Source organism: Aquabacterium sp. (assembly GCF_021768455.1).
Taxonomy (GTDB): domain Bacteria; phylum Pseudomonadota; class Gammaproteobacteria; order Burkholderiales; family Burkholderiaceae_C; genus Aquabacterium.
In genome coordinates this window covers 1-21330 of sequence record NZ_JAIZVX010000041.1, presented here as the reverse complement: position 1 = coordinate 21330, position 21330 = coordinate 1, and the positions used below count along the sequence as shown (strand labels likewise).

The 21330-nt window shown below is 67.3% G+C and carries 11 protein-coding genes; 6 read left to right on the top strand and 5 right to left on the bottom strand.

Annotation, left to right across the window (positions count from 1 at the left end; genetic code table 11):
- Positions 1 to 72: 72 nt before the first annotated feature.
- Complete coding sequence (locus QZ994_RS07630) at positions 73 to 789, top strand: response regulator transcription factor (protein WP_290870522.1); 717 nt, start codon at positions 73 to 75, stop codon at positions 787 to 789.
- Positions 790 to 804: 15 nt separating this feature from the next.
- A complete protein-coding gene (locus tag QZ994_RS07625) occupies positions 805 to 2661 on the top strand; it encodes a hybrid sensor histidine kinase/response regulator (protein WP_290870520.1) in 1857 nt (618 codons plus the stop codon).
- Between the two features lie 22 nt (positions 2662 to 2683).
- Here QZ994_RS07625 and QZ994_RS07620 read toward each other — a convergent pair whose 3' ends face one another.
- The 4 genes from QZ994_RS07620 to QZ994_RS07605 form a co-directional block, all read right to left on the bottom strand.
- On the bottom strand, positions 2684 to 3637 hold the full coding sequence (locus QZ994_RS07620) for a nitronate monooxygenase family protein (protein ID WP_290870517.1): 954 nt from the start codon (positions 3635 to 3637) through the stop codon (positions 2684 to 2686).
- Between the two features lie 146 nt (positions 3638 to 3783).
- Positions 3784 to 5592 (bottom strand): acyl-CoA dehydrogenase, encoded by a 1809-nt coding sequence (locus QZ994_RS07615; protein WP_290870514.1) that lies wholly within the window; start codon positions 5590 to 5592, stop codon positions 3784 to 3786.
- A 129-nt stretch (positions 5593 to 5721) separates the two neighbouring features.
- On the bottom strand, positions 5722 to 6654 hold the full coding sequence (locus QZ994_RS07610; protein WP_290870511.1) for an FAD-binding protein: 933 nt from the start codon (positions 6652 to 6654) through the stop codon (positions 5722 to 5724).
- Positions 6655 to 6668: 14 nt separating this feature from the next.
- Positions 6669 to 7418 (bottom strand): electron transfer flavoprotein subunit beta/FixA family protein, encoded by a 750-nt coding sequence (locus QZ994_RS07605; RefSeq protein ID WP_290870508.1) that lies wholly within the window; start codon positions 7416 to 7418, stop codon positions 6669 to 6671.
- Positions 7419 to 7596: 178 nt separating this feature from the next.
- Between QZ994_RS07605 and murI the strand changes: the two genes are divergently transcribed.
- Entirely contained in the window at positions 7597 to 8445 is an 849-nt protein-coding gene (gene murI / locus QZ994_RS07600) for a glutamate racemase (RefSeq protein ID WP_290870505.1), read from the top strand.
- A gap of 19 nt (positions 8446 to 8464) precedes the next feature.
- Here the strand turns inward: murI and QZ994_RS07595 are convergent, their stop codons facing one another.
- Positions 8465 to 17023: a heme utilization protein gene (locus QZ994_RS07595; protein WP_290870501.1), complete on the bottom strand. Its 8559-nt coding sequence runs from the start codon at positions 17021 to 17023 to the stop codon at positions 8465 to 8467.
- Positions 17024 to 17362: 339 nt separating this feature from the next.
- Here QZ994_RS07595 and QZ994_RS07590 point away from each other — a divergent pair, with 339 nt between their 5' ends.
- From QZ994_RS07590 to QZ994_RS07580, 3 genes are all read left to right on the top strand, one after another.
- A complete protein-coding gene (locus QZ994_RS07590) occupies positions 17363 to 19282 on the top strand; it encodes a tetratricopeptide repeat protein (RefSeq protein ID WP_290870498.1) in 1920 nt (639 codons plus the stop codon).
- Positions 19283 to 19286: 4 nt separating this feature from the next.
- On the top strand, positions 19287 to 20435 hold the full coding sequence (locus tag QZ994_RS07585) for a hypothetical protein (protein ID WP_290870495.1): 1149 nt from the start codon (positions 19287 to 19289) through the stop codon (positions 20433 to 20435).
- An 8-nt stretch (positions 20436 to 20443) separates the two neighbouring features.
- Positions 20444 to 21330 (top strand): glycosyltransferase (locus QZ994_RS07580; RefSeq protein ID WP_290870492.1); only part of this gene is annotated, 887 nt, incomplete at its 3' end.

Here is a 21330-nt window from a genome sequence, read left to right as displayed (position 1 = left end):
GGCGAGGGCCTATCATCACAGGCTCGGGCCGCACGGCCGGCCCAGCCATAAAAATCAATCTAGGAGTCCCGCATGAAGGTCTTGCTCATTGACGACCACCCCCTGATCCTGTCTGCCCTGCAATCGGTGATCCAGGGTCTGGGTGACAACGTGGTGGTGAGTGCCGCCGACAGCGGCCGGGCCGCCCGCGAGACCCTGCGCAACGACGCCCAGTACGACCTCGTCCTGCTCGACCTGCACCTGGGCGACGCCGATGGCTTCGACCTGCTGGCCGAGCTGCGCACCAAGTACCCCGCCCTGCCCGTGGTGGTGATCTCGGCCTCCGACCGCACCAGCGACGTCATCCGCGCCATCGACATGGGCGCCATGGGCTTCGTGCCCAAGCGCGCCACCAACGAAACCCTGTTCGATGCGCTCCAGCAGGTGATGTCGGGGGGCGTCTACGTGCCCCCCATGAGCATGGGTGCCGACAACCACACCCAGCTCAGCAGCTCGCCCCAGATTCGCCAGGTGCAGACCGAGGCCATGGATTCGGGCTTCCAGACCATGCCCTCCCTGACCCAGCTGGGCCTGACACCGCGCCAGGCCGATGTGCTGCGCCTGCTGCTCAAGGGCCAGCCCAACAAGCTGATCGCCCGCGAACTGGGCCTCTCGGTCGAGACCGTGAAAGACCACGTGGCCGCCGTGCTGCGCGCCCTGGGCGTGAGCTCGCGCACCCAGGCCGTGATCGCGGTCAGCCAGATCCTGCAGCGCAACAGCGGCGGCCCTGGCAGCTGGCGCGCCCGGTGAGCGCCGGAGCCTGAGATGTCCACCGCCAGCGCGCTCAAGGCCTTGATGAAACTGCCGCCGCTGAAAGGCCAGGCGGCGGCCATCGCGGCCCTGCCCGCACCAACCGACGAAGCCTTGATCGAAGACGCCGAGCGCATGGTCTACCGCCAGACCAGCGCCGGCCTGATGGGGCACTTCCTGGGCATGGTCGTCTGCGCCCTGGTGTACTGGAACCACGTGCCGCCCGCCCTCTTGCGCGGGTGGATCGTCGGCTTCCTGCTGCTGTGGGTGATCCGCTTTGCGGCCCTGCTTCGACACGACCGCGCCCTGCTGCAAGGCCAGCACGATCCAGCCACCTGGCTCACCCGCTGGAACATCGGCGCCCTGTGCGGCGCGGCCATGTGGAGCCTGGGCGGCTGGCTGTTCTACGAGTACGGCGACTGGTTCCAGCGCGCCACGCTCATGCTGACCATCTATTCCTTCGCCATCGGCGGCGTGCCCTTCATGGCCTCGCAGGCCAAGGTCTTCCTGGCCAGCATGGGCATCTACTTCATCCCCATGATCGTGCGCACCGCGCTCCATGGCGGCGAACACGACGTGCACCTGGCCGGCGTCTGGTGCCTGATGGCCCTGTGCACCCTGGCCGTGGGCCGCGGCTTCCACAATGTGTTTGGCGACATGGTCAGCCTGCGTCTGCACAGCCAGGACCTGGCCCACCGCCTTCGGGGCGAGATGGCCGTGGCCGAGGCGGCACAGCGCGAAGCCGAGTTGGCCAGCCGCGCCAAGACCCAGTTCTTCGCCGCCGCCAGCCACGACCTGCGCCAACCCCTGCACGCCATGGGCCTGTTTGCGGAAGCCCTGCGTCAGCGCAGCAAGGACGACGAGGTCACCCACCTGGTCAACAGCATCAACAGCTCGGTCGATGCCCTGGAAGGCCTCTTCAGCGAACTGCTCGACATCACCAAGATCGACACCGGCGGCGTCGAGATCGAGCCCGAGCATTTCTCGATGCGCGACCTCTTCAGCCGCATCCGGCTGCACTTCGAGCCCACTGCCTTCGAAAAGGGCCTGATGCTCAGCCTGCGGGGCGAGCAGCACCATGCCTATGCCGACCCGGTCATCATCGAACGCATCGTGCGCAACCTGGTCTCCAACGCCATCCGCTACACCGAAGACGGTGGCGTGCTGGTCAGCTGCCGCCGCCGGGGCGACCAACTCTGCCTGCAGGTCTGGGACACGGGCATCGGCATTGCGCCCAAGGAGCAAGAGCGCATCTTCGACGAGTTCTACCAGACGCAGAGCGGCCGCCCTCTGGAGCCCCACCACCGCAAAGGCCTGGGGTTGGGCTTGTCCATCGTCAAGCGCCTGGCCGACCTGATCCAGGCCCCGCTGACACTGCGCTCGCGCGTGGGCCACGGCACCACCTTCACGCTGATGATCCCGGTGGGTCGCCCACCCCGCATGCAGCCGGCCAGCATCCCCTCCAAACCCGCGCTGGGCGTGACGCTTGATCGCCGCCACATCGTGGTGGTGGAAGACGAACAGGCCGTGATGGAAGGCCTGCAGGTGCTGCTCAAGGGTTGGGGCGCCACCGTGAGCGCCTTCGACTCGGTGGCCCAGGCCCAGGCCTGGGCAGCCAGCACCGAGACCCGCCCCGACCTGCTGATCGTCGACTACCGCCTGCCCGAACAGCAGACCGGCATCGACGCCATCCGTGCCCTGCGTGCCCGCTTTGGCCGCGAGTTGCCCGCCATCATGGTCACGGGCAGCACCATGACCGGCCACGAAGAACAGGCCCGCGATGACAACTTCCACGTGCTGATCAAGCCCGTGGTGCCCACCAAGCTGCGGGCCATGATCGCCTTCAAGCTGGGCGTGCGGCCCGGCAACTGAGCCGGATCCGCGCCCGCAGGGGTCACAGGGCCGCCTTGGCTGCGGCGTACTCGGCCTTGAGGCGCGCCACCAGATCGGCCACCGGCTGCACCTGCTTGATGGCACCGATGCCCTGGCCGCAGCCCCAGATGTCCTTCCAGACCTTGGCCTCGCCACCATCCTTGCTGCCAAAGCTCATCTGGCTGGGATCCCCCTGGCCCAGGGCATCGGGGTCGAGGCCCGCCTTGACGATCGAGGGGCGCAGGTAGTTGCCATGCACGCCAGTGAACTTGCTGGTGTAGACGACGTCGGCGCTGTCGCTGTCGACGATCATCTGCTTGTAGGCGGCATCGGCACGCGCCTCTTCGGTGGCGATGAAGGCCGAGCCGATGTAGGCGAAATCGGCACCCATGGCCCGGGCCGCCAAGATGGCGCGGCCGTTGGCGATCGAGCCCGACAGCGCCACAGGTCCATCGAACCACTCGCGGATTTCCTGGATCAGGGCAAAGGGGCTGGTGGTGCCCGCATGGCCACCGGCGCCGGCGGCCACGGCAATCAGGCCATTGGCGCCCTTCTCCACCGCCTTGTGCGCAAACCTGTTGTTGATCACGTCGTGCAGCACCACGCCGCCGTAACCGTGCACGGCCTGGTTGACATCCTCGCGCGCGCCCAGCGAGGTGATGATGAGCGGCACCTTGTACTTCACGCACAGGCCGAGGTCATGTTCCAGCCGGTCGTTGCTCTTGTGCACGATCTGGTTGATGGCAAAGGGCGCCGAAGGCTGCTCGGGGTGAGCCGCATCCCAGGCGGCCAGGGTTTCGGTGATTTCGGCCAGCCAGTCATCGAGCTGGGCAGCAGGCCGGGCATTGAGTGCCGGCATGGAGCCCACCACGCCCGCCTGGCACTGGGCGATCACCAGCTTGGGCGTGCTGACGATGAACATGGGCGACGCGATGACGGGAAAGGGCACGCGCTGCAAAACCGGGGGCAAAGCCATCTTGTCTCCTCAGGGGCGGGCCTTTCTGCGGCAGCCCGATCGTGAAAAAAAGGATGCCGCAGCCGGTTCGCGCCGGTCGGGGCATCCTGTGGGCTCAGTGCACTGAGCAGCCTGGGAACAGGCGCTGAAAGCGGATCAGAACGCGATCAGAACGCTTCCAGGGCCAGGGCCGTCACGCTCTCGCCACCGTCAAGGATGGCGTCGCGCAGCGAGGCCACGCGGGCCAGGATGTGGTCCCCATAGAAGCGCGCGGTGGCGATCTTGGCCGCCATGAACTCGGCGTCTTCGCCAGTGGCCAGGGCGTCTTCGGCGGCCACGAGCGCACGGGCCATCTGCCAGCCGGCCACCAGGTTGGCGGTCAGCATCAGGTAAGGCACCGAGCCCGCGAACACGGCATTCGGGTTCGTCTTGACATGGGCCAGCACGAAATCGACCACCTGCAGGAAGGACTCTCGCGCAGCCTTGAGCTGAACGGCCAGCTTCTGTCCGGCGGCCGAAGGACGTGAGGCCAGCACGCCTTCGAAGTCGGCGATCTGGCCGGCAATCGCCTTGGCCACGGCGCCCGTGTCGCGCGCGGTCTTGCGGCCGATGAGGTCATTGGCCTGGATGGCGGTCGTGCCTTCGTAGATGGCCAGGATGCGGGCATCACGGTAGTACTGGGCGGCACCGGTTTCTTCGATGAAGCCCATGCCACCGTGCACCTGCACGCCCAGCGAGGTGACCTCGTTGGCGTTCTCGGTGCTGAAGCCCTTGATCAGCGGCACCAGGAACTCGTAGACGGCACCGGCCTGCCTGGCCACCTCGGCATCCGGGTGGTGGTGGAAGTTGTCGTAGGCGGCGGCCCCGAAAATGGCCATGGCCCGGGCCGACTCGGTCAGGGCACGCATGGTCATCAGCATGCGCTTGACGTCCGGGTGGTGGATGATCGCGGCCGAGCCGGGCTGGGAGCCGTCGACCGGGCGGGACTGCACGCGATCACGGGCGTAGGCCACGGCGTGCTGGTAGGCACGCTCGGAGACGCCGATGCCCTGTACGCCCACGTCGAAACGGGCGGCATTCATCATGATGAACATGTACTCGAGGCCACGGTTTTCTTCGCCCACGATGTAGCCGATGGCGCCGGGGCCCACGGCGCCCTTGTCGTCTCCGTAGACCAGCACGGCCGTGGGCGAAGCCTTGATGCCCAGCTTTTCTTCGATGGAGGCGCAGTAGACGTCGTTGCGTGCCCCCAGGCTGCCGTCGGCGTTCACCATGAACTTCGGCACCACGAAGAGGCTGATGCCCTTGACGCCTTCGGGTGCGTCGGGCGTGCGGGCCAGCACCAGGTGCACGATGTTCTCGGACATGTCGTGCTCACCGTAGGTGATGAAGATCTTCTGACCCGAGATGCGGTAGCTGCCATCGTCCTGCTTGACGGCCTTGGAGCGCACCAGCGCCAGGTCGGAGCCGGCCTGCGGCTCGGTCAGGTTCATGGTGCCCGTCCACTCGCCCGTGATCATCTTGGGGATGTAGCGGGTCTTGAGTTCGTCGCTGCCCGCGGTGATCAGGGCTTCGATGGCACCACTGGTCAGGATCGAGCACAGAGAGAAGCTCAGGTTGGCGGCCATCATCTGTTCGATGCAGGCGGTGCCGATGGTTTTGGGCAGACCCTGGCCGCCGTATTCCAGCGGCTGCTGCAGGCCTTGCCAGCCGCCATCGGCCAGGGCCTTGTAGGCCTCCTTGAAACCCGGCGAGGCCTTGACCACACCGTTGTCCCAGGAGCCATGGTCCTGGTCGCCGCTCCAGTTCAGCGGGGCCACCACGCCCTCGTTGAACTTGGCCGACTCTTCCAGCACGGCCTGGGCGGTTTCGACGCCGGCGTCTTCGAAAGCGGGGATCTGCGCGGCGATCTGGTCGAGGCCAGCCAGCTCTTTGATGCAGAAAATCTGGTCTTTGACGGGGGCACGGAATGTCATGTGTCTCTCTCCACGGTGTCCAACGTCTGACGCTCGGCAAGCGCCAGACAAAAAAAGGGGGCGCCTCGAAAGACGCCCCGCTGCGGTGTTCAATCAGACATGGTGTCTGCCTCGTTCACCACATGACCATCACAGGGCCTTGACCAGCTCGGGCACGGCCGTGAACAGGTCGGCTTCGAGGCCGAAGTCGGCGACCTGGAAGATCGGGGCTTCCGGGTCCTTGTTGATGGCGACGATGACCTTGGAATCCTTCATGCCGGCCAGGTGCTGGATGGCGCCGGAGATGCCACAGGCCACGTAGAGCTGGGGGGCAACGATCTTGCCGGTCTGGCCCACTTGCCAGTCGTTGGGGGCGTAGCCCGCATCGACGGCGGCGCGCGAGGCGCCCAGGCCGGCGCCCAGCTTGTCGGCCAGGGGCGACATGACTTCGTTGAACTTCTCGCTCGAACCCAGGGCACGGCCACCGGAGACGATGATCTTGGCGGCGGTCAGCTCGGGACGTTCCGACTTGGTCACCTCACGGCCCACGAAGGACGAGGTGCCCGAATCGGCCACGGCGGCCACGGATTCGACGGCAGCCGAACCACCGGTGGTGGCCGCAGCATCGAAAGCGGTACCGCGCACGGTCAGGACCTTCACCGAGTCGGACGACTGCACGGTGGCGATGGCGTTGCCAGCGTAGATGGGGCGCTCGAAGGTGTCGGCAGAGATCACCTTGGTGATTTCCGAGACCTGTGCGACGTCGAGCTTGGCCGCGACGCGGGGCGAGACGTTCTTGCCCGAGGCGGTGGCGGGGAACAGCAGGTGGCTGTAGCCCGAAGCGACGGCCAGCACCTGGGCGGCCACGTTTTCGGCCAGGCCGTCGGCAAACTGGGCGCCATCGGCGTGCAGCACCTTCGAGACGCCAGCGATCTGGGCGGCTGCGGCCGCGGCAGCGCCAGCATTGGCGCCAGCCACCAGCACGTGGACATCGCCACCCAGGGCCTTGGCGGCGGTGACGACGTTGAGGGTCGCGGCCTTGATGGACGCGTTGTCGTGTTCGGCAATGACGAGAGCGGTCATGTGGGTCTATCTCCTCAGATCACTTTGGCGACGTTCTTGAGCTTGTCGACCAGGGTGGCGACATCGGGCACCTTGATGCCGGCGGAACGCTTGGGCGGCTCGGACACGCTCAGGGTCTTGATGCGGGGGGCCACGTCGACGCCCAGATCGGCCGGCTTGACCGTCTCGAGGGGCTTCTTCTTGGCCTTCATGATGTTGGGCAGGGTGACGTAGCGCGGCTCGTTGAGGCGCAGGTCGGTCGTGACCACAGCGGGCAGCGAAAGCTTGACGGTTTCCAGGCCACCGTCGACTTCGCGGGTGACGCTGACCTTGCCGTCGGCCACTTCCACCTTGGAGGCGAAGGTGCCCTGGGGCAGGTTGGCCAGGGCCGCCAGCATCTGGCCGGTCTGGTTGCTGTCGTCGTCAATCGCCTGCTTGCCCAGGATGATCAGATCGGGCTTTTCCTTGTCGACCAGGGCCTTGAGCACCTTGGCCACGGCCAGGGGCTGCACGTCCACGTCGGTTTCGACGAGGATGGCGCGGTCGGCACCGATGGCCATGGCGGTGCGCAGGGTTTCCTGGCATTGGGCCACGCCGATGGAGACGGCGATGATCTCGGTGACCACGCCCTTTTCCTTCAGGCGGGTGGCCTCTTCGACGGCGATTTCGTCAAAGGGGTTCATGCTCATCTTGACGTTGGCGATGTCGACGCCGGAGCCGTCGGACTTCACGCGAACCTTCACGTTGTAGTCGACAACGCGTTTGACTGGAACCAGGACCTTCATGCGATGTTCTCCTGCGCAATGGGTATAAAAAAGCACGATCGTTCGATTCTAGCCTGAGTTGGCGCGACCACAAGTCTTTTTGCAGCGCAGGGTGAGCGAAAATGCACCCTCTTCCGGGTCAAACCCTTGCCCCGCTCTGCCCAAATGGCCTCACTCAGGCCTGTATCCTCTCGCCACCATGCCCGACCGTGCCCCTCTGCATCCACCACAGTTCGGTGTCAGGGTGGGCGTCTTCGATTCGGGGGTGGGTGGCTTGTCCATTCTGCGGGCCTTGCGAGCACACCTGCCACACGCTGCGCTGCTTTATGTGGCCGATTCCGCGAACGCGCCTTACGGTGAAAAGTCGGAAGACTTCATCATCGGGCGATCCCTGCACATCGCGGCCTTCCTGGTCTCGCAAGGCGCCCAGGTGCTGGTGGTGGCCTGCAACACGGCCACGGCCGCGGCCGTGCACGCCCTGCGCCAGGCCCATCCTCACCTGCCCATTGTGGGCATCGAACCCGGCGTCAAGCCTGCGGTGGCCGCGTCTCGCCTGAAGAAGGTGGGCGTGATGGCCACGCCTGGCACGCTGGCCAGCGCCAAGTTTGCGCGCCTGGTGGCGGCGCACGAGGCCGATGCGGAGATCGTGCTGCAGCCGTGCCCCGGTCTGGCTGCGGCCATCGAAACCGGCGATCTGGACTCGCCCACTGTGCGCGAACTGGTGACGACCTTCACCCGCCCCTTGAAGGCGGCCGGCGTGGACACGGTGGTGCTGGGCTGCACGCACTACCCGTTTGTCGCCCCCCTGATCGTGGCCGAAATGGGCGAGGGGGTGCAGCTGGTGGACACGGCAGAAGCCGTGGCCCGCCACACCACGCGGCTTGTTCAGCGCGTGATCAAGGCCGATGATGCCGACGACACGCTGGTCGCCTCGACTGGGAGCGAGGCCGATGTCAGCCTGTGGACCAGCGCCTCGCCGGCCGCACTGGGCGACATCGTGCACCGATGGCTGGGCATCGGTGCACGGGCCGCGGCCCTGCCCTCCTGACCAATCAGATCAGATCAGATCAGATCAGGGTGGAGCGGTTCTGCTCGTCGAGCAGGCCCTTGAAGGGGTCGGCGGCGATGCCTGTGTCGGACACGCTGCTGGTGCTGGTGTCGACGCTGGCCACGTTGGTGGTCGTGTCGCTGGCTGTGGGCTCGGTCGGCAACAGGGTCTCACCGGGCTCGGCCAGGACATCGGCCAGGCTCAGCGAGGCCAGCAAGGCCTTGTCGCCCTCTGTGGTCGCTGTGGTAGACGATGTGGCCGTGGACTCCCGGGCAAACCAGACGTCGGCCATCTCATGGGTGGACCCATCGGTGGTCGTGTAGCCCGAAACCAGGCCCAGCAGGTTGCCGTGGTCGACTTCGCTGCCCTTCTGGGCGTGCAGGTCGAGCGAGACGATGCCCAGGTCACTCAGGGAACGCAACTCGCTGCCATCGGTGACACCGTTCTGGTTGGCGTCGACCCAGACCTGCAGGTTGGCGAAGGCGGTGTCGGCCTGCGAGAGGATGCCATCGTGGTTGCCGTCAAGCGCGGCCAGTGCGGCGTAACCGTTGCCGGCGCGCTCGCCATTGGCCAGGCGTGTGCCGCCGCCAAACAGCTCGGTGCCGTTGTTGATGAGGCCATCGCCATTGAGGTCCTGCACCAGCAGGCCATCGTGCGCAGAGGCCCAGCCAACCTGGCTCTGCTTGCCCGTGCCGTTGACATCGAACATGACGCCACTGGCACTGGAGACGGTGCTCACGCCGTTGCCATCGAGGTCAAGCACGATGGGGGTGGCGGCGATCATGGCGTCGAGCTGGGCGCCGTTCATCGCGGCCAGGTCGTCGGACTCGAAGGCGTTGATCTGCGTCATCGACATGGCGCGGATGTCGGCGGTCTCCAAGGCCGCGATCTGCGTGGTGGTGAAGGCCACGATCTGATCGGTCGTGAGCGCAGCGGCCTGCAGCGTGGTCAGCGCCTGGATCTCGTCGGTGCTCAGCGCCGCGAACTGGTCGGTGGTGAGCGACACGATCTGCGCCGTGCGCAAGGCCGCGAACTGGCCGGTGGTCAGGTGGGTGATGTCACCGGTTTCAAAGGCCTGGATCTGATCCGTCGTGAGCGTGACCAACTGCGTGGTGCTGAAGGCGCCGATCTGGTCGGTGGTCAGGGCCTGGACCTGGTCGGAGGTCAGCCCTCTGAGCGCCGAGGTGGAGAAGCTGGAGAGGTCCTGTGTCTCGAAGGCGGCGATCTGGTCGGTGACGAAAGCGGCCAGTTGCGTGCTGTTGAGGTAGCGCAGCTGGCTGCCTTGCAGGGCGGCGATGTCATCGGTGGCGATGGCCGCGACCTGGTCGGTGCTCAGGGCGACGATCTGGGTGCTCGTGAGCACGGCCACCTGCTCGGTCGTCAGGGAGACGATCTGCTCGGTGGTCAGCGCCTGGAACTGGGCGCTGCCAAAGGCGCGGATCTGGTTGGTGGTGAGCGCAGCCAGGTCTTCGGTTTCGATGGCCGAGACCTGGGTGGTCAGCAGCGCGCCAATCTGGCCGGTGCTCAGGGCCACGATCTGGCTGGTGGTCAGGGCGGCCAGCTGGTCGCTGTCGAGTGTCTGGACCTGTGTGGAGCCCAGCGCGCGAACCTGGCTGGTGGTCAGGGCGGCCACGTCGGTGGTCTCCATGGCCAGAACCTGACTGGTGAGCAGGGCCGCGACCTGGGTGGTCGAGAGCGCGGCGACCTGCTCGGTGAGCAGGGCGACCACACCCTCGGTGGTCAGGCCACGCAGGGCGGAGGTGGCCAGCGCACTGATGTCGTCGGTGGTGATGGCCGCGACCTGGTCGGTGCTGAGCGCGGCAACCTGGGCACTGCCCAGCACGCGAAGCTGGTTGGTGTCCAGCGCGACGATGTCGTCGGTCGAGAGCGCCAAGACCTGGTCGGTGGTGAGGGACTGGACCTGGGTGGTGCTCAGGGCGGCCACATGGTGGGTCTCGAGCGCAGCGACCTGGTCGGTGCTGAAGGCACGAACCTGGCTGGTGCCCAAGGCACGGAGCTGGTCGGTGCCCAGGGCGGCCACGTCTTCGGTCTGGATGGCCGCGATCTGGCTGGTCGTGAGGGCGGCAACCTGCAGCGTGGTGAGGGCAACGACCTGGTCACTGCCCAGGGCGGCGATGCCATCGGTGGTCATGCTGCGCAGGCTGAGCGTCGTGAGGGCGCGGATGTCACCCGTTTCGAAGGCTGCAACCTGGTCTGTGGTCAGGGCGGCCACCTGGGCACTGCCCAGCACTCGGACCTGATCGGAGCCCAGGGCCGCGATGCCCTCGGTCTTGATGGCAGCGATCTGATCGGTGGCCAGGGCGGCGATCTGGCTCGTCAGGATGGCGGACAGGTGGTCTGTCGTGAGCGCCGCCACCTGGTCGGTGTGCAGGGCACGCAACTGCGTGACACTCAGGGCCACGAACTGCTGGGTGCCCAGGGCGGCCATGTCATCGGTGGCCAGGGCCTGGACCTGGGCGGTGCTCAGGCTCGCAACCTGTGAGGTTGACAGGTGAACGATCTGGTCTGTGCTGAGGGCCAGCACGCCGTCGGTCGAGAGGCCGCGCAGGGCCAAGGTGGTGAGCGCGGAGACGTCGTTGGTCTCGATGGCCGCGAGCTGCTCGGTGGTCAGCGCCGAGAGCTGGGTGCTGCTCAGGGTCTGCAACTGAGACGAGCTCATGGCCGCCACGTCTTCCGTGGAGATGGCTGCCAGCTGATCTCCGTTGAGCACGGTGACCTGTGAGGTGGTCAAGGCCGCGATCTGGTTCGAATCCAGGGACTGAATCTGGTCGGTGCCCAAAGCGCGCACCTGGGCCTGCGACAAGGCCGCCACCTGACTGGTGCCCAGTCCGGCGATGTCATCGGTGGTGATGGCATTGACCTGGGCCGTGGTCAGGGCACCAATCTGGGTGGTCGTGAAGGCACCCAGCTGATCGGAAGACAGGGCCTGGATGCCGAGGGTTGTGAAGCCGGTCACGGCCTGGCTGCTCAAGGCGGCCAGGTCCGTGGTCTCGAGGGCCGCAACCTGGTCGGTGCTCAAGGCGCCCACCTGTGCACTGGAGAGCGCGCGCACCTGGCTGGTGGACATGGCCGCGATGGCATCGGTGGTCAAGCCGGAGACCTGGGTGGTGGCCAGGGCCGCGATCTGCGTGGTCAGCAAGGCGGTGACCTGGGTGGTGTCCAGTGCAGCGAGCTGCTCGGTGCCCAGGGCGCGCAGCTGAACGGAACCCAGAGAGCGCAATTGGTTGGTGGTCAGGGCGGCCATGTCTTCGGTCTGGATCGCGGCGACCTGCTGGGTGCTCAGGGAGGAGACCTGCAAGGTGCTCAGCAGCGCGATCTGGTCAGACGTCAGGGCCTGAATGCCCTCTGTGGTGATGGCGCGCACGGAGGCGGTGGCCAGGGCCGAAATGTCGTCGGTGGCGATGGCCGCAATCTGGTCGGTGCTGAGGGCGGCCACCTGGGCGGAGGTCAGGGCACGAACCTGGTTGGTCGTCAGGGCGGCGATGTCTTCGGTCTGGATGGCGGCAGCCTGGGTCGAAGACAGGGACGCCACCTGCAGCGTGGACAGGGCGGCGATCTGGTCGGACGTGAGTGCGGCGACCCCGTCTGTGGTGAGCCCGCGCAATGCCGTGCTGGACAAGGCGCTCAGGTCCCCGGTTTCGATGGCGGCGACCTGCTCGGTCGTCAGGGCCGCGACTTGCGTGCTGACCAGGGCGCGCAGTTGGGTGGCCGTCATGGCGGCGATGTCATCGCTGGTGATGGCCGCGATCTGGGTGGTGCCGAGTGCAACCACCTGGGCAGACGTCATGGCGGCAATCTGGTCGGAGGTGATCGCGGCAATCTGGTCGGTTCCCAGCGCCCGAACCTGGGCTGCACCCAGCGCCGTGAACTGGCTGGTGGTCAGGGCGGCCAGGTCATCGGTCTCCAACGCGGCGACCTGGCTGGTCAAGAGGGCGGCCACCTGGGTGGTGCCCAGTGCAGCGGCCTGATCCGTGGTGAGCGCCTGCACGCCCAGTGTGCTCAGGCCACGCAGGCTGAGCGAGGACAGCACAACGAGGTCTTGCGTCTCGATGGCCGCCACCTGATCGGTGGTGAAGGCCGCCACCTGGGTGCTGTTGAAAGCGGCCACCTGCTGGGTCTGCAAGGCGGCGAGGTCCTCGGTCTCGATGGCCGAAACCTGGGTGGAGCTCAGGCTGACCACCTGCAGGGTCGTGAGGGCACGCGCCTGATCGGAGGTCAGGGCTGCGACCTGGTCGGTGCCCAGGTTGCGGACCTGGTCGGACGACAGGCTGCGCACCTGGCTGGTCGTCAGCGCCGCCAGGTCTTCGGTCTGAATGGCCGCCACCTGCGCGGTGAGCAGGCCGGCCACCTGGCTGGTGCTCAGAGAGGAAATCTGCTCGGTCGACAGGGCCTGGATGCCCTCGGTGGTGATGCCACGCAGGGCCGACACGCTCAAGGCGCTGACCGAGGCCGAGGCCAGGGCCGCAACCTGTTCGGTGTCCAGCACCAGTGTCTGCGCACTGGTCAGCGCGGCCAGCTGGGCGGTGCCCATCGCGGCAATGTCTTCGGTTTCGAGGGCCGAGATCTGGTTCGTGCTCAGGGCCAGCACCTGGGCAGACAGCAGGTGGGCGGCCTGGTCGGTGGTGAGCGCCGCAATCTGGTCGGTGCCCAGCGCCTGAACCTGCGACGTCAGCAAGGCACGGAACTGGGTGGAAGACAGGGCCGCCAAGTCTTCCGTCTGGATGGCCTGGACCTGGGCCGTGGTCAGTGCGGCAATCTGAGAAGTGCCCAGCGCGGCGCTCTGTTCGGTGGTCAGGGCTGCGACGCCCTCGGTGGTCAGGCCACGGATGGCAGAGGTGGACAGCGCCGCCACGTCGTCAGAGCCCATGGCCGCCACCTGGTCGGTGCTGAGCGCAGCCGCTTGGGCCAGGCTCAGGGCACGCACCTGGTTGGTCGTCATCGAGGCGATGTCATCGGTCTCGATGGCCGCCACCTGGGTGGTCAGCAAGGCGGCGACCTGGCTGGTGGACAAAGCCGCGAGCTGCGCGGCAGACAGGGCCTGGATGCCGTCGGAGGTCAGGCCCCGCACGGCAGCGGTGCTGAGCACGCCGATGTCCTGCGTCTCGATGGCAGCGACCTGGTCGGTGCTGAGGGCCGCGACCTGGGCGCTGCTGAGCACAGCCACCTGGCGGGTCGACATGGCCGCGACCGCATCGGTGGTGATGGCAGCGATCTGGCTGGTGCCAAAAGCCACCAGCTGGGCGTTGCTCAGGCTGGCCACCTGATCGGTGCGCAGGGCCCCCACCTGGAGGGTGTCAAGGGCCTGCACCTGGGCGGTCGAGAGCACCTGGATCTGGCTGGTGCTCATGCCCGCGATGTCGTCGGTCTCCAAGGCGGCGACCTGTGCGCTCAGCAGGCTGGCCACCTGGCGGGTGTTCAGTGCGGCGACCTGATCCGTGCTCAGGGCGCGGATCTGATCGGTGCCCAGGCCACGCAGGGCGGCGGTGGTCAGGGCGGCGATGTCGCCCGTCTCGATCATGGCCACCTGGTCGGTGGACAGGGCCGCCACCTGGGTGCTGGCCAGGGCTTCAAACTGGCTGGTTGTCAGGGCCTGGACGTTGTCGGTCGACAAGGCGTGAACCTGTTCGGTGCCAAGGGCCCGCACCTGTGCCGTCGTCAGGGACTGCACCTGCTCGGAGCCCAGCGCCGCCACCTGGTCGGTTCCCAAAGCCTGGACCTGAGCGCTGCCCAGGGCGCGGAGTTGCGCCGTGCGCAGGGCCTGAACGTCTTCGGTTTCCATCGCGGCCAACTGGGCCGTGCGCAGGGCTGCAGCCTGCAGCGTGCTCAGCGCCTGAACCTGGTCGGTGCTCAGCGCACGCATGCCATCCGTGCTCAGGCCGCGCACGGCGGCCGTGGCCAAGGCCTGCAGGTCTGCCGTCTCCAGGGCCACGACCTGATCGGTGCCGAGTGCAGCCACCTGGGCGCTACCTAGCGCCCGGAACTGGATCGTGCCCATGGCCTCGATGGCCTGGGTGGACAAGGCGGCCATCTGGGCCGTGGTCAGGGCGCTCACCAGGGTGGTGTTGAGCGACGACACCTGGGTGGTGTCGAGCACGGCCACCTGATCGGTGGTGAAGGCCCGGAACTGGGCCGTGCTCAGCGCGTTGAGCTGGGTCGACCCCAGGGCCTGGAGGTCATCCGTGGCGATGGCGGCCAACTGGGTGGTCAGGAAGGCGGCGACCTGGTTGGACGTGAGCGCCGCAACCTGATCGCTGCTCAGCGCCTGGACGCCATCGGTGGTCAGCGCCTTGATGGCCAGCGTGTTCAAGGACGAGATGTCCGAGGTCTCGATGGCCTGCACCTGATCGGTCGTGAGGGCCGAGACCTGCGCCGAAGTCAGGGAACGAATCTGGTTCGTGCCCATGGCGGCGATGTCGCTGGTCTCGATGGCGGCGACCTGGCTGGTCGACAGACTGCTGACCTGCGCGCTGGTCAGCACGCCGGCCTGGTCGGTCGACAAGGCCACGATCTGATCGGTGGTCAGCGCGCGCACCTGGGCCACAGTGAGGGCGCGCACCTGGTCGGAGGTGAAGGAGGCGATGTCATCGGTCTCGATGGCCTGCATCTGGGCGGTCGAGAGGTTGGCCACCAGGGTGGTATTGAGGGCCGCCAGTTGTGCCCCACTGAGGGCCTGGACACCGTCGGTGGTCAGGCCACGCAGCGCCACCAGGGAGAAACCGCTCACGGCGGCCGTGTCCAGCGCGGCGATCTGATCGGTCAGGAGGGCACCTACCTGGTCGCTGCTGAAAGCGCGCAGTTGGGTGCTGTGCAGGGCGGCGATGCTGTCGGTGCTGAGCGCCGCCACCTGCGAGGTGCTCAAGGCGACGATCTGCGCCGTCGTGAGGTTCAGGGTCTGCACGGTGGCAATCGCCACCAGTTGCTCCGTGCTCAGGGCGCGAAGTTGCGTCGACCCGAGCACCTGCACCTGGTTGGTGGTCAGTGCAGCCAGATCATCCGTGGCCATGGCGCTGATCTGGCGTGTGGTGAGGGCCGAAACCTGGCTGGTCGACAGCGACACCACCTGATCGGTGCTCAGTGCCTGGATGCCATCGGTGCTCAGGCCGCGCAAGGCGGTGCTGGTCATCGACGACAGCGTGGACGTGGTGATGGCGCTGACCTGGTCGGTGCTCAGGGCCGAAACCTGGGTGCTGCCCAGGGCCTTGATCTGTGTGGTGCCCAGGGCCGCGATGTCCTGGGTCTCGATGGCCGCCACCTGGGTGGTCAGCAGGGCCGCTGTCTGGACGCTGGTCAGCACACCCACGTGTTCGGTGGTCAGTGCGCCGACCTGCTCGGTCAACAGGGCGCGGACCTGGTTGGTGCTCAGGGCTCGAAGCTGGTCGGTGGTCAGTGCGGCGATGTCTTGCGTTTCCACCGCGGCCACCTGGGTGGTCGTCAGGGCCGACACCTGTCCTGTGGTCAGGGCAGCCACCTGATCCGTGGCCAGGGCCTGGATGCCATCGGTGGTCAACCCCCGCACGGACGCCGTGGCCAAGGCAGCCAGGTCGGCCGTCTGCAGGGCACCGACCTGGTCGGTGGTCAGTGCAGAAAGCTGCGTGCTCGACAGCGCGCGAGCCTGGCTGGTGGTCAGGGCAACGATGTCACCCGTCTCGATGGCCGCAACCTGCGTGGTGGTCAGTGAGGCGACCTGGGTGGTCGCCAGGCCCGCCACCTGCTCGGTGGTCAGCGCTTCGATCTGATCGGTGCCAAGCGCACGCACCTGGGCCGTCGACAGCGCCCGGACCTGGGTGGTGCTCAGTGCCTCGACATCCTCGGTTTCGATGGCCGACACCTGTGCGGTGCTCAGCGAAGCCACCTGGGTCGTCGTGAGCGAAGCCACCTGGGTCGTGCCCAGGGCCTGGATGCCATCGGTGGTCAGGCCACGCAGGGAGGCGGTGGTGATGGCGGCCAGGTCGCTGGTTTCCAGCGCGGCCACCTGCTCGGTGACCAGGGCCGAAATCTGCGCACTGCTCAGGGTGCGGACCTGGCTGGTGGTCAGGGCCTGTATGTCTTCCGTCTCGATGGCTGCGATCTGCGCACTCGTCAGGAAGCTCACCTGGGAGGTCGTCAGGGCCGCAATCTGGGTGGTGGTGACGGCCTGGATCTGGTCCGTCTCCAGCGCCCTGACCTGTGCGCTGCTCAGGGCGCGAACCTGGTCGGTCTTGAGCGCCGCGATGTCTTCCGTCTCGATGGCCTTGACCTGGGTTGTGGTCAGGGCCGAGACCTGTGTGGTGGTCAAGGCCTGCACCTGCGTGGTGGTCAGGGCCTGGATCGAGTCGGTGGTCAGGGCACGGATCTGCACCGAGGTCAGCATGCGCACCAGGTCCGTCTGCAGGGCCTGGATCTGCTCCGAATTCAGCACGGCCAGATCGGTCGTCTCGATGGCGCGAACCTGGTTGGTGGTCAGCGCCGCGATCTGGTCGGTGTCGAAGGCCGCCCAGTCCGCCGTCGTCAACTTGGCAATGGTCGAGGTCGAAAGGGCCGCGATCTGGGTGGTGGTCAACGAGTCAATGATGGACATGCGGCCCTCGAATTCAGGACGTGAAAGGATGGTGAGCGCGCTCCTTGCGGAGGCATCGCCCGGCCAGATCCGCCAGCCTAGAGAAGCGCGGCGAGCGGGTTGGCCGGAAAAGCATGGCGGTCACGACACATTTCATGGCCGACACTTCTTTTCACCGATTCGTCGGCATATCGGTGCGCCCCCAGGCGACTTGAGCACTTCTTTGACACATGCAGAAACAAGCACGCAAACTGTGACCTTCTGCCGCCGTTTATCGGTCGAGCGAGGCGCCCGCCTTGCCGCACCATGGGTGAGCACCTGAAATGGGCTCCACGCCGAAGCACGCCGACGCACGCCACCATGACCGACACCCTGACCGCCCCCCTGCCGACCGAGGCCCCTGCCCCGGTGCTGGACCAGCAGTACCTCATCGAGGCCGTGACCCTGCAGGGCCAGGGGCAGGACGAAGAGGCCGAACGGCGCTTCCGGCGCTTCCTGATGGCCCAGCCCAACGACCCCGTGGCCCTCTACTCGCTGTGTGTGATCCTGCTCAAGCGGCGCGCCATGGCCGAGGCTTTGGCGCACCTGGCCCACGGCACCCAGGTGGCCCCGCACTTCGCGCCCCTGTGGGCGGCCTACGCCTCGGCCCTTCACGCAGCCGGCCAGCGCGATGCGGCCCTGGCCGCCTACGACCAGGCCCTGGCGCTCAAGCCAGACTACATCGAGGCCCTGATCAACAGTGGCACCCTGCTGCGCGAATCACACCAGCACATGGCGGCACTGGAGCGCTTCAACCGTGTCCTGGCCATCAACCCGGATTACGAAACCGCCCTGGGCAATTGCGCCATCCTGCTCACCGAATTCAAACGCAGCGAGCAGGCCATCGGCATGTTCCAGCGCCTGCTGCACATCAACCCGAATTACGACTACGGCCTGGGCCTGCTCAGCTACGAGCGCATGCACATCTGCGACTGGACGGACTTCGACACGCTCGTGCAGTCCATCACGGACGGCGTGCGCGCCAGCCAGCGCGTCTGCAAGTCCCTGGGCTTCATGGCCATCAACGACCAGGCCGCCGACCACCTGCTCTGCGCGCGCACCTTCGCCGCTCACAAATTTCCGCCCACTACCCCGCTGTGGACGGGCGAGCGCTACCGCCACGACCGCATCCGAATCGCCTACGTCTCGCCCGACCTGCGCGAGCACCCCGTGGGTCACCTCATGGCCGGCATCTTCGAGCAGCACGACAAGCGACGCTTCGAAACCATCGCCATCTCCTTGGGCATCGACGACCAGAGCCGCCTGCGCGAGCGCATGCTGCGCAGCTTCGACCACTTCCTCGACGCCCGCCTGATGGGCAGCGCCGACATCGCCCGGCGCATGCGCGAGATGGAGGTCGACATCGCCATCGACCTGGCTGGCTACACCTCCGACTCCCGCACCGATGTCTTCTCCCATCGCCCGGCCCCCGTGCAGGTCAACTACCTGGGCTACCCGGGCACCCTGGGCCTCGACTGCATCGACTACCTGATCGCCGACCGCCACGTCATCCCGCCCGCGCACCAGGCCTACTACGACGAGAAGGTTGTCTACCTGCCCGACTCCTACCTCCCGGCCGCCGGCGGCATCCAGATCGCCGAGCGCACCCCCACCCGCGCCGAATGCGGCCTGCCCGACGAGGGCGTGGTGTTCTGCTCCTTCAACCACGACTACAAGATCGCGCCCCACATGTTCACCGTGTGGATGCGCCTGCTGCGCGAGGTGCCTGGCAGCGTGCTGTGGCTGATGTCGCGCAACGAGGTCTCCCAACGCAACCTGCGGGCCCACGCCCAAGCCCAGGGCGTGGCGCCCGAGCGCCTGGTGTTTGCCCAGCGCGTGCCCAGGGTTGAAGACCACCTGGCCCGCTACCGCCAGGCCGACCTCTTCCTCGACACCCACCCCTACAACGCCCACACCACCGCGGCCGACGCCCTGATGGCCGGCCTACCCGTGGTCACCTACATGGGCCAGTCTTTCCCTTCTCGCGTGGCCGGCAGCCTGCTGCACACAGCCGGCCTGCCCGAACTGGCCACGGCCAGCCTCGCAGACTACGAAGCCCTGGCCCTGGCCCTGGCCCGCGACCCCGCCCGCAGGCAGACCCTGAAAGACCGGCTCGCTGCGCAGCGCCAGCAGGCCTCGTTGTTCGACAGCGCCACCTTCTGCCGGCAGCTCGAAACCATCTACACCGCCCTGTGGCGCCAGGCCCAGCTGGGCACGGTGCGCGACGAACTCGGGGCCTGAACGCGTGAGCACTGCCTTCGACATCCAGGACGCCCAGGCCGCCTTCGCCCGGGGCAACCTCCACAAGACCGATCTGGTCTGCCGCGCCCTGCTGGCCCGGCCAGACAGGCAGGCCGATCACGCCGCAGCCCGCGACCTGCTGACCCGCTTGCGCGAGCACCTCGGGCTCGACCGGCCCCACAGCAGCCGCCCCGACGCCCACCGCTACCTGCTGATCAAGGCCTGGGGCTTTGGCATGTGGTCCGACCTCGACCACGTGCTCGGCGCCCTCCTGGTGGCCGAACTCACCGGTCGCATCCCCCTGGTCCACTGGGGTCGCAACAGCCTGTTCCGCAACCCCGACACGGACAACGCCTTCGCGCTCTACTTCCAACCGGTGTCCCCGGCCCAATGGGCGCACGTCTGCCAGCCCGGCCTGGCCTGCTACCCACCCAAGTGGCATGCGGGCAACCTCCACCTCGACGACGTCGTCAAGTGGGAGGGCGACGGCTCACGCGTGACCGGCCTCTACCTGCTCAACCGCCCCGAGCCCGTGGTCGTGAGCGACTTCCACATCAAGCTGATCGACCTGCTGCCCTGGATTCCCGAGGGCCACCCGCTGCATGGCCTGGGCCTGCACGCCGTCTACCGCCAACTCTGCCGCCGTCACCTGCGCCTGCAGCCCGCGCTGCGCGCCGAAATCAATGCCCTCTGGCAGACCCACTTCGCACAGGACCACTGGCTGGCCGTGCACGTGCGCGGCACCGACAAGGTCCACGAATTCGCCAGCCTCGAGGCCCTCAACGCGCAGTACCACGGCAGCATCCAGCGCATCCTCGACGTCAACCCCAGCCTGCGCCTGTTCCTGTTGACCGACAGCGCCCCGGTCGAGGCCGATTTCCGCCAGCGCTGGGGCGAGCGCGTGTTCTGCCTGCCCTGCGTCCGGGGCTCGGGCCAGGAGGGCGTGCACCTCTCGGGCCACCCGGGTGAGGCCATCGGTCGCCAGGTCCTGACCGATGCCTGGCTGGCCGCCCGTTGCGACTACTTCCTGGGCAACGGCGCCTCCAACGTCTCCACCGGCATCCGCCACCTCAAGGACTGGCCCGCCGGCACCTATTTTCTGATGGGTGCCGACTTCCTCGCCAGCACCGACCTCTCCCTCCACCAGTGGTAACCCCCTCCATGCCGCATCCAGCCCCCATCCTGATCGACGGGGTGTTTTTCCAGATCGGCCGCTCCGGCATCGCCAAGGTCTGGACCCAGGTGTTCCAGCAGTGGCTGGCCAGCGGTTTTGCCCAGCACGTGCGGGTGATCGACCGGCAGCACACCCTGCCCCGCCTGCCCGGGCTGGAGGTGATCGACGCCCCCGGCTTCAGTTACCACGACCTCGAATCCGACCGCGACCTGCTGCAGCGCCTGTGCGACCAGCATGGCGCGCAGGTCTTCGCCTCCACGTATTACAGCCACCCGCGGCACACGCCCACCCTGCTGCTGGTGCACGACATGATCCCCGAGGTGCTGGGCTGGGACCTGAGCGAACCCATGTGGCGCCAGAAGCAATCGGCGCTGGCCCATGCCTCGGCTTTTGCCACCGTCTCGCAGCACACCGCACGCGACCTGCGCCAGCACCTGGCCCAGGCCCTGGGCCGCCCCGAGGTGCCCATCACCCTCGCGCCCAATGGCTGCGACCTGCAGCCCGCCCGCGCCGAAGCCGTCACCGACTTCCGCCTGCGCCACGGTCTGCACCAGCCCTACTTCATGCTCTCCGGCACGCGGGACGACTACAAAAACGCCGACCTCTTTTTCGAGGCCTTTGCCCTGCTCGGCGAGGCCCGCGCTGGCTTTCACATCCTCTGCACCGGCGGGGGCGAACTCAAGCCCACCCAGCGCGCCCAGGCAGGCCCGGCCACCGTGCACGTGGCCATCCTCACCGAGGCCGACATGGCCCTGGCCTACAGCGGCGCCATCGCCCTGGTCTACCCCTCGCTCTACGAAGGCTTTGGCCTGCCCGTGCTCGAAGCCATGGCCTGTGCCTGCCCGGTGGTCTGCACCGACGCCGCCTCCCTGCC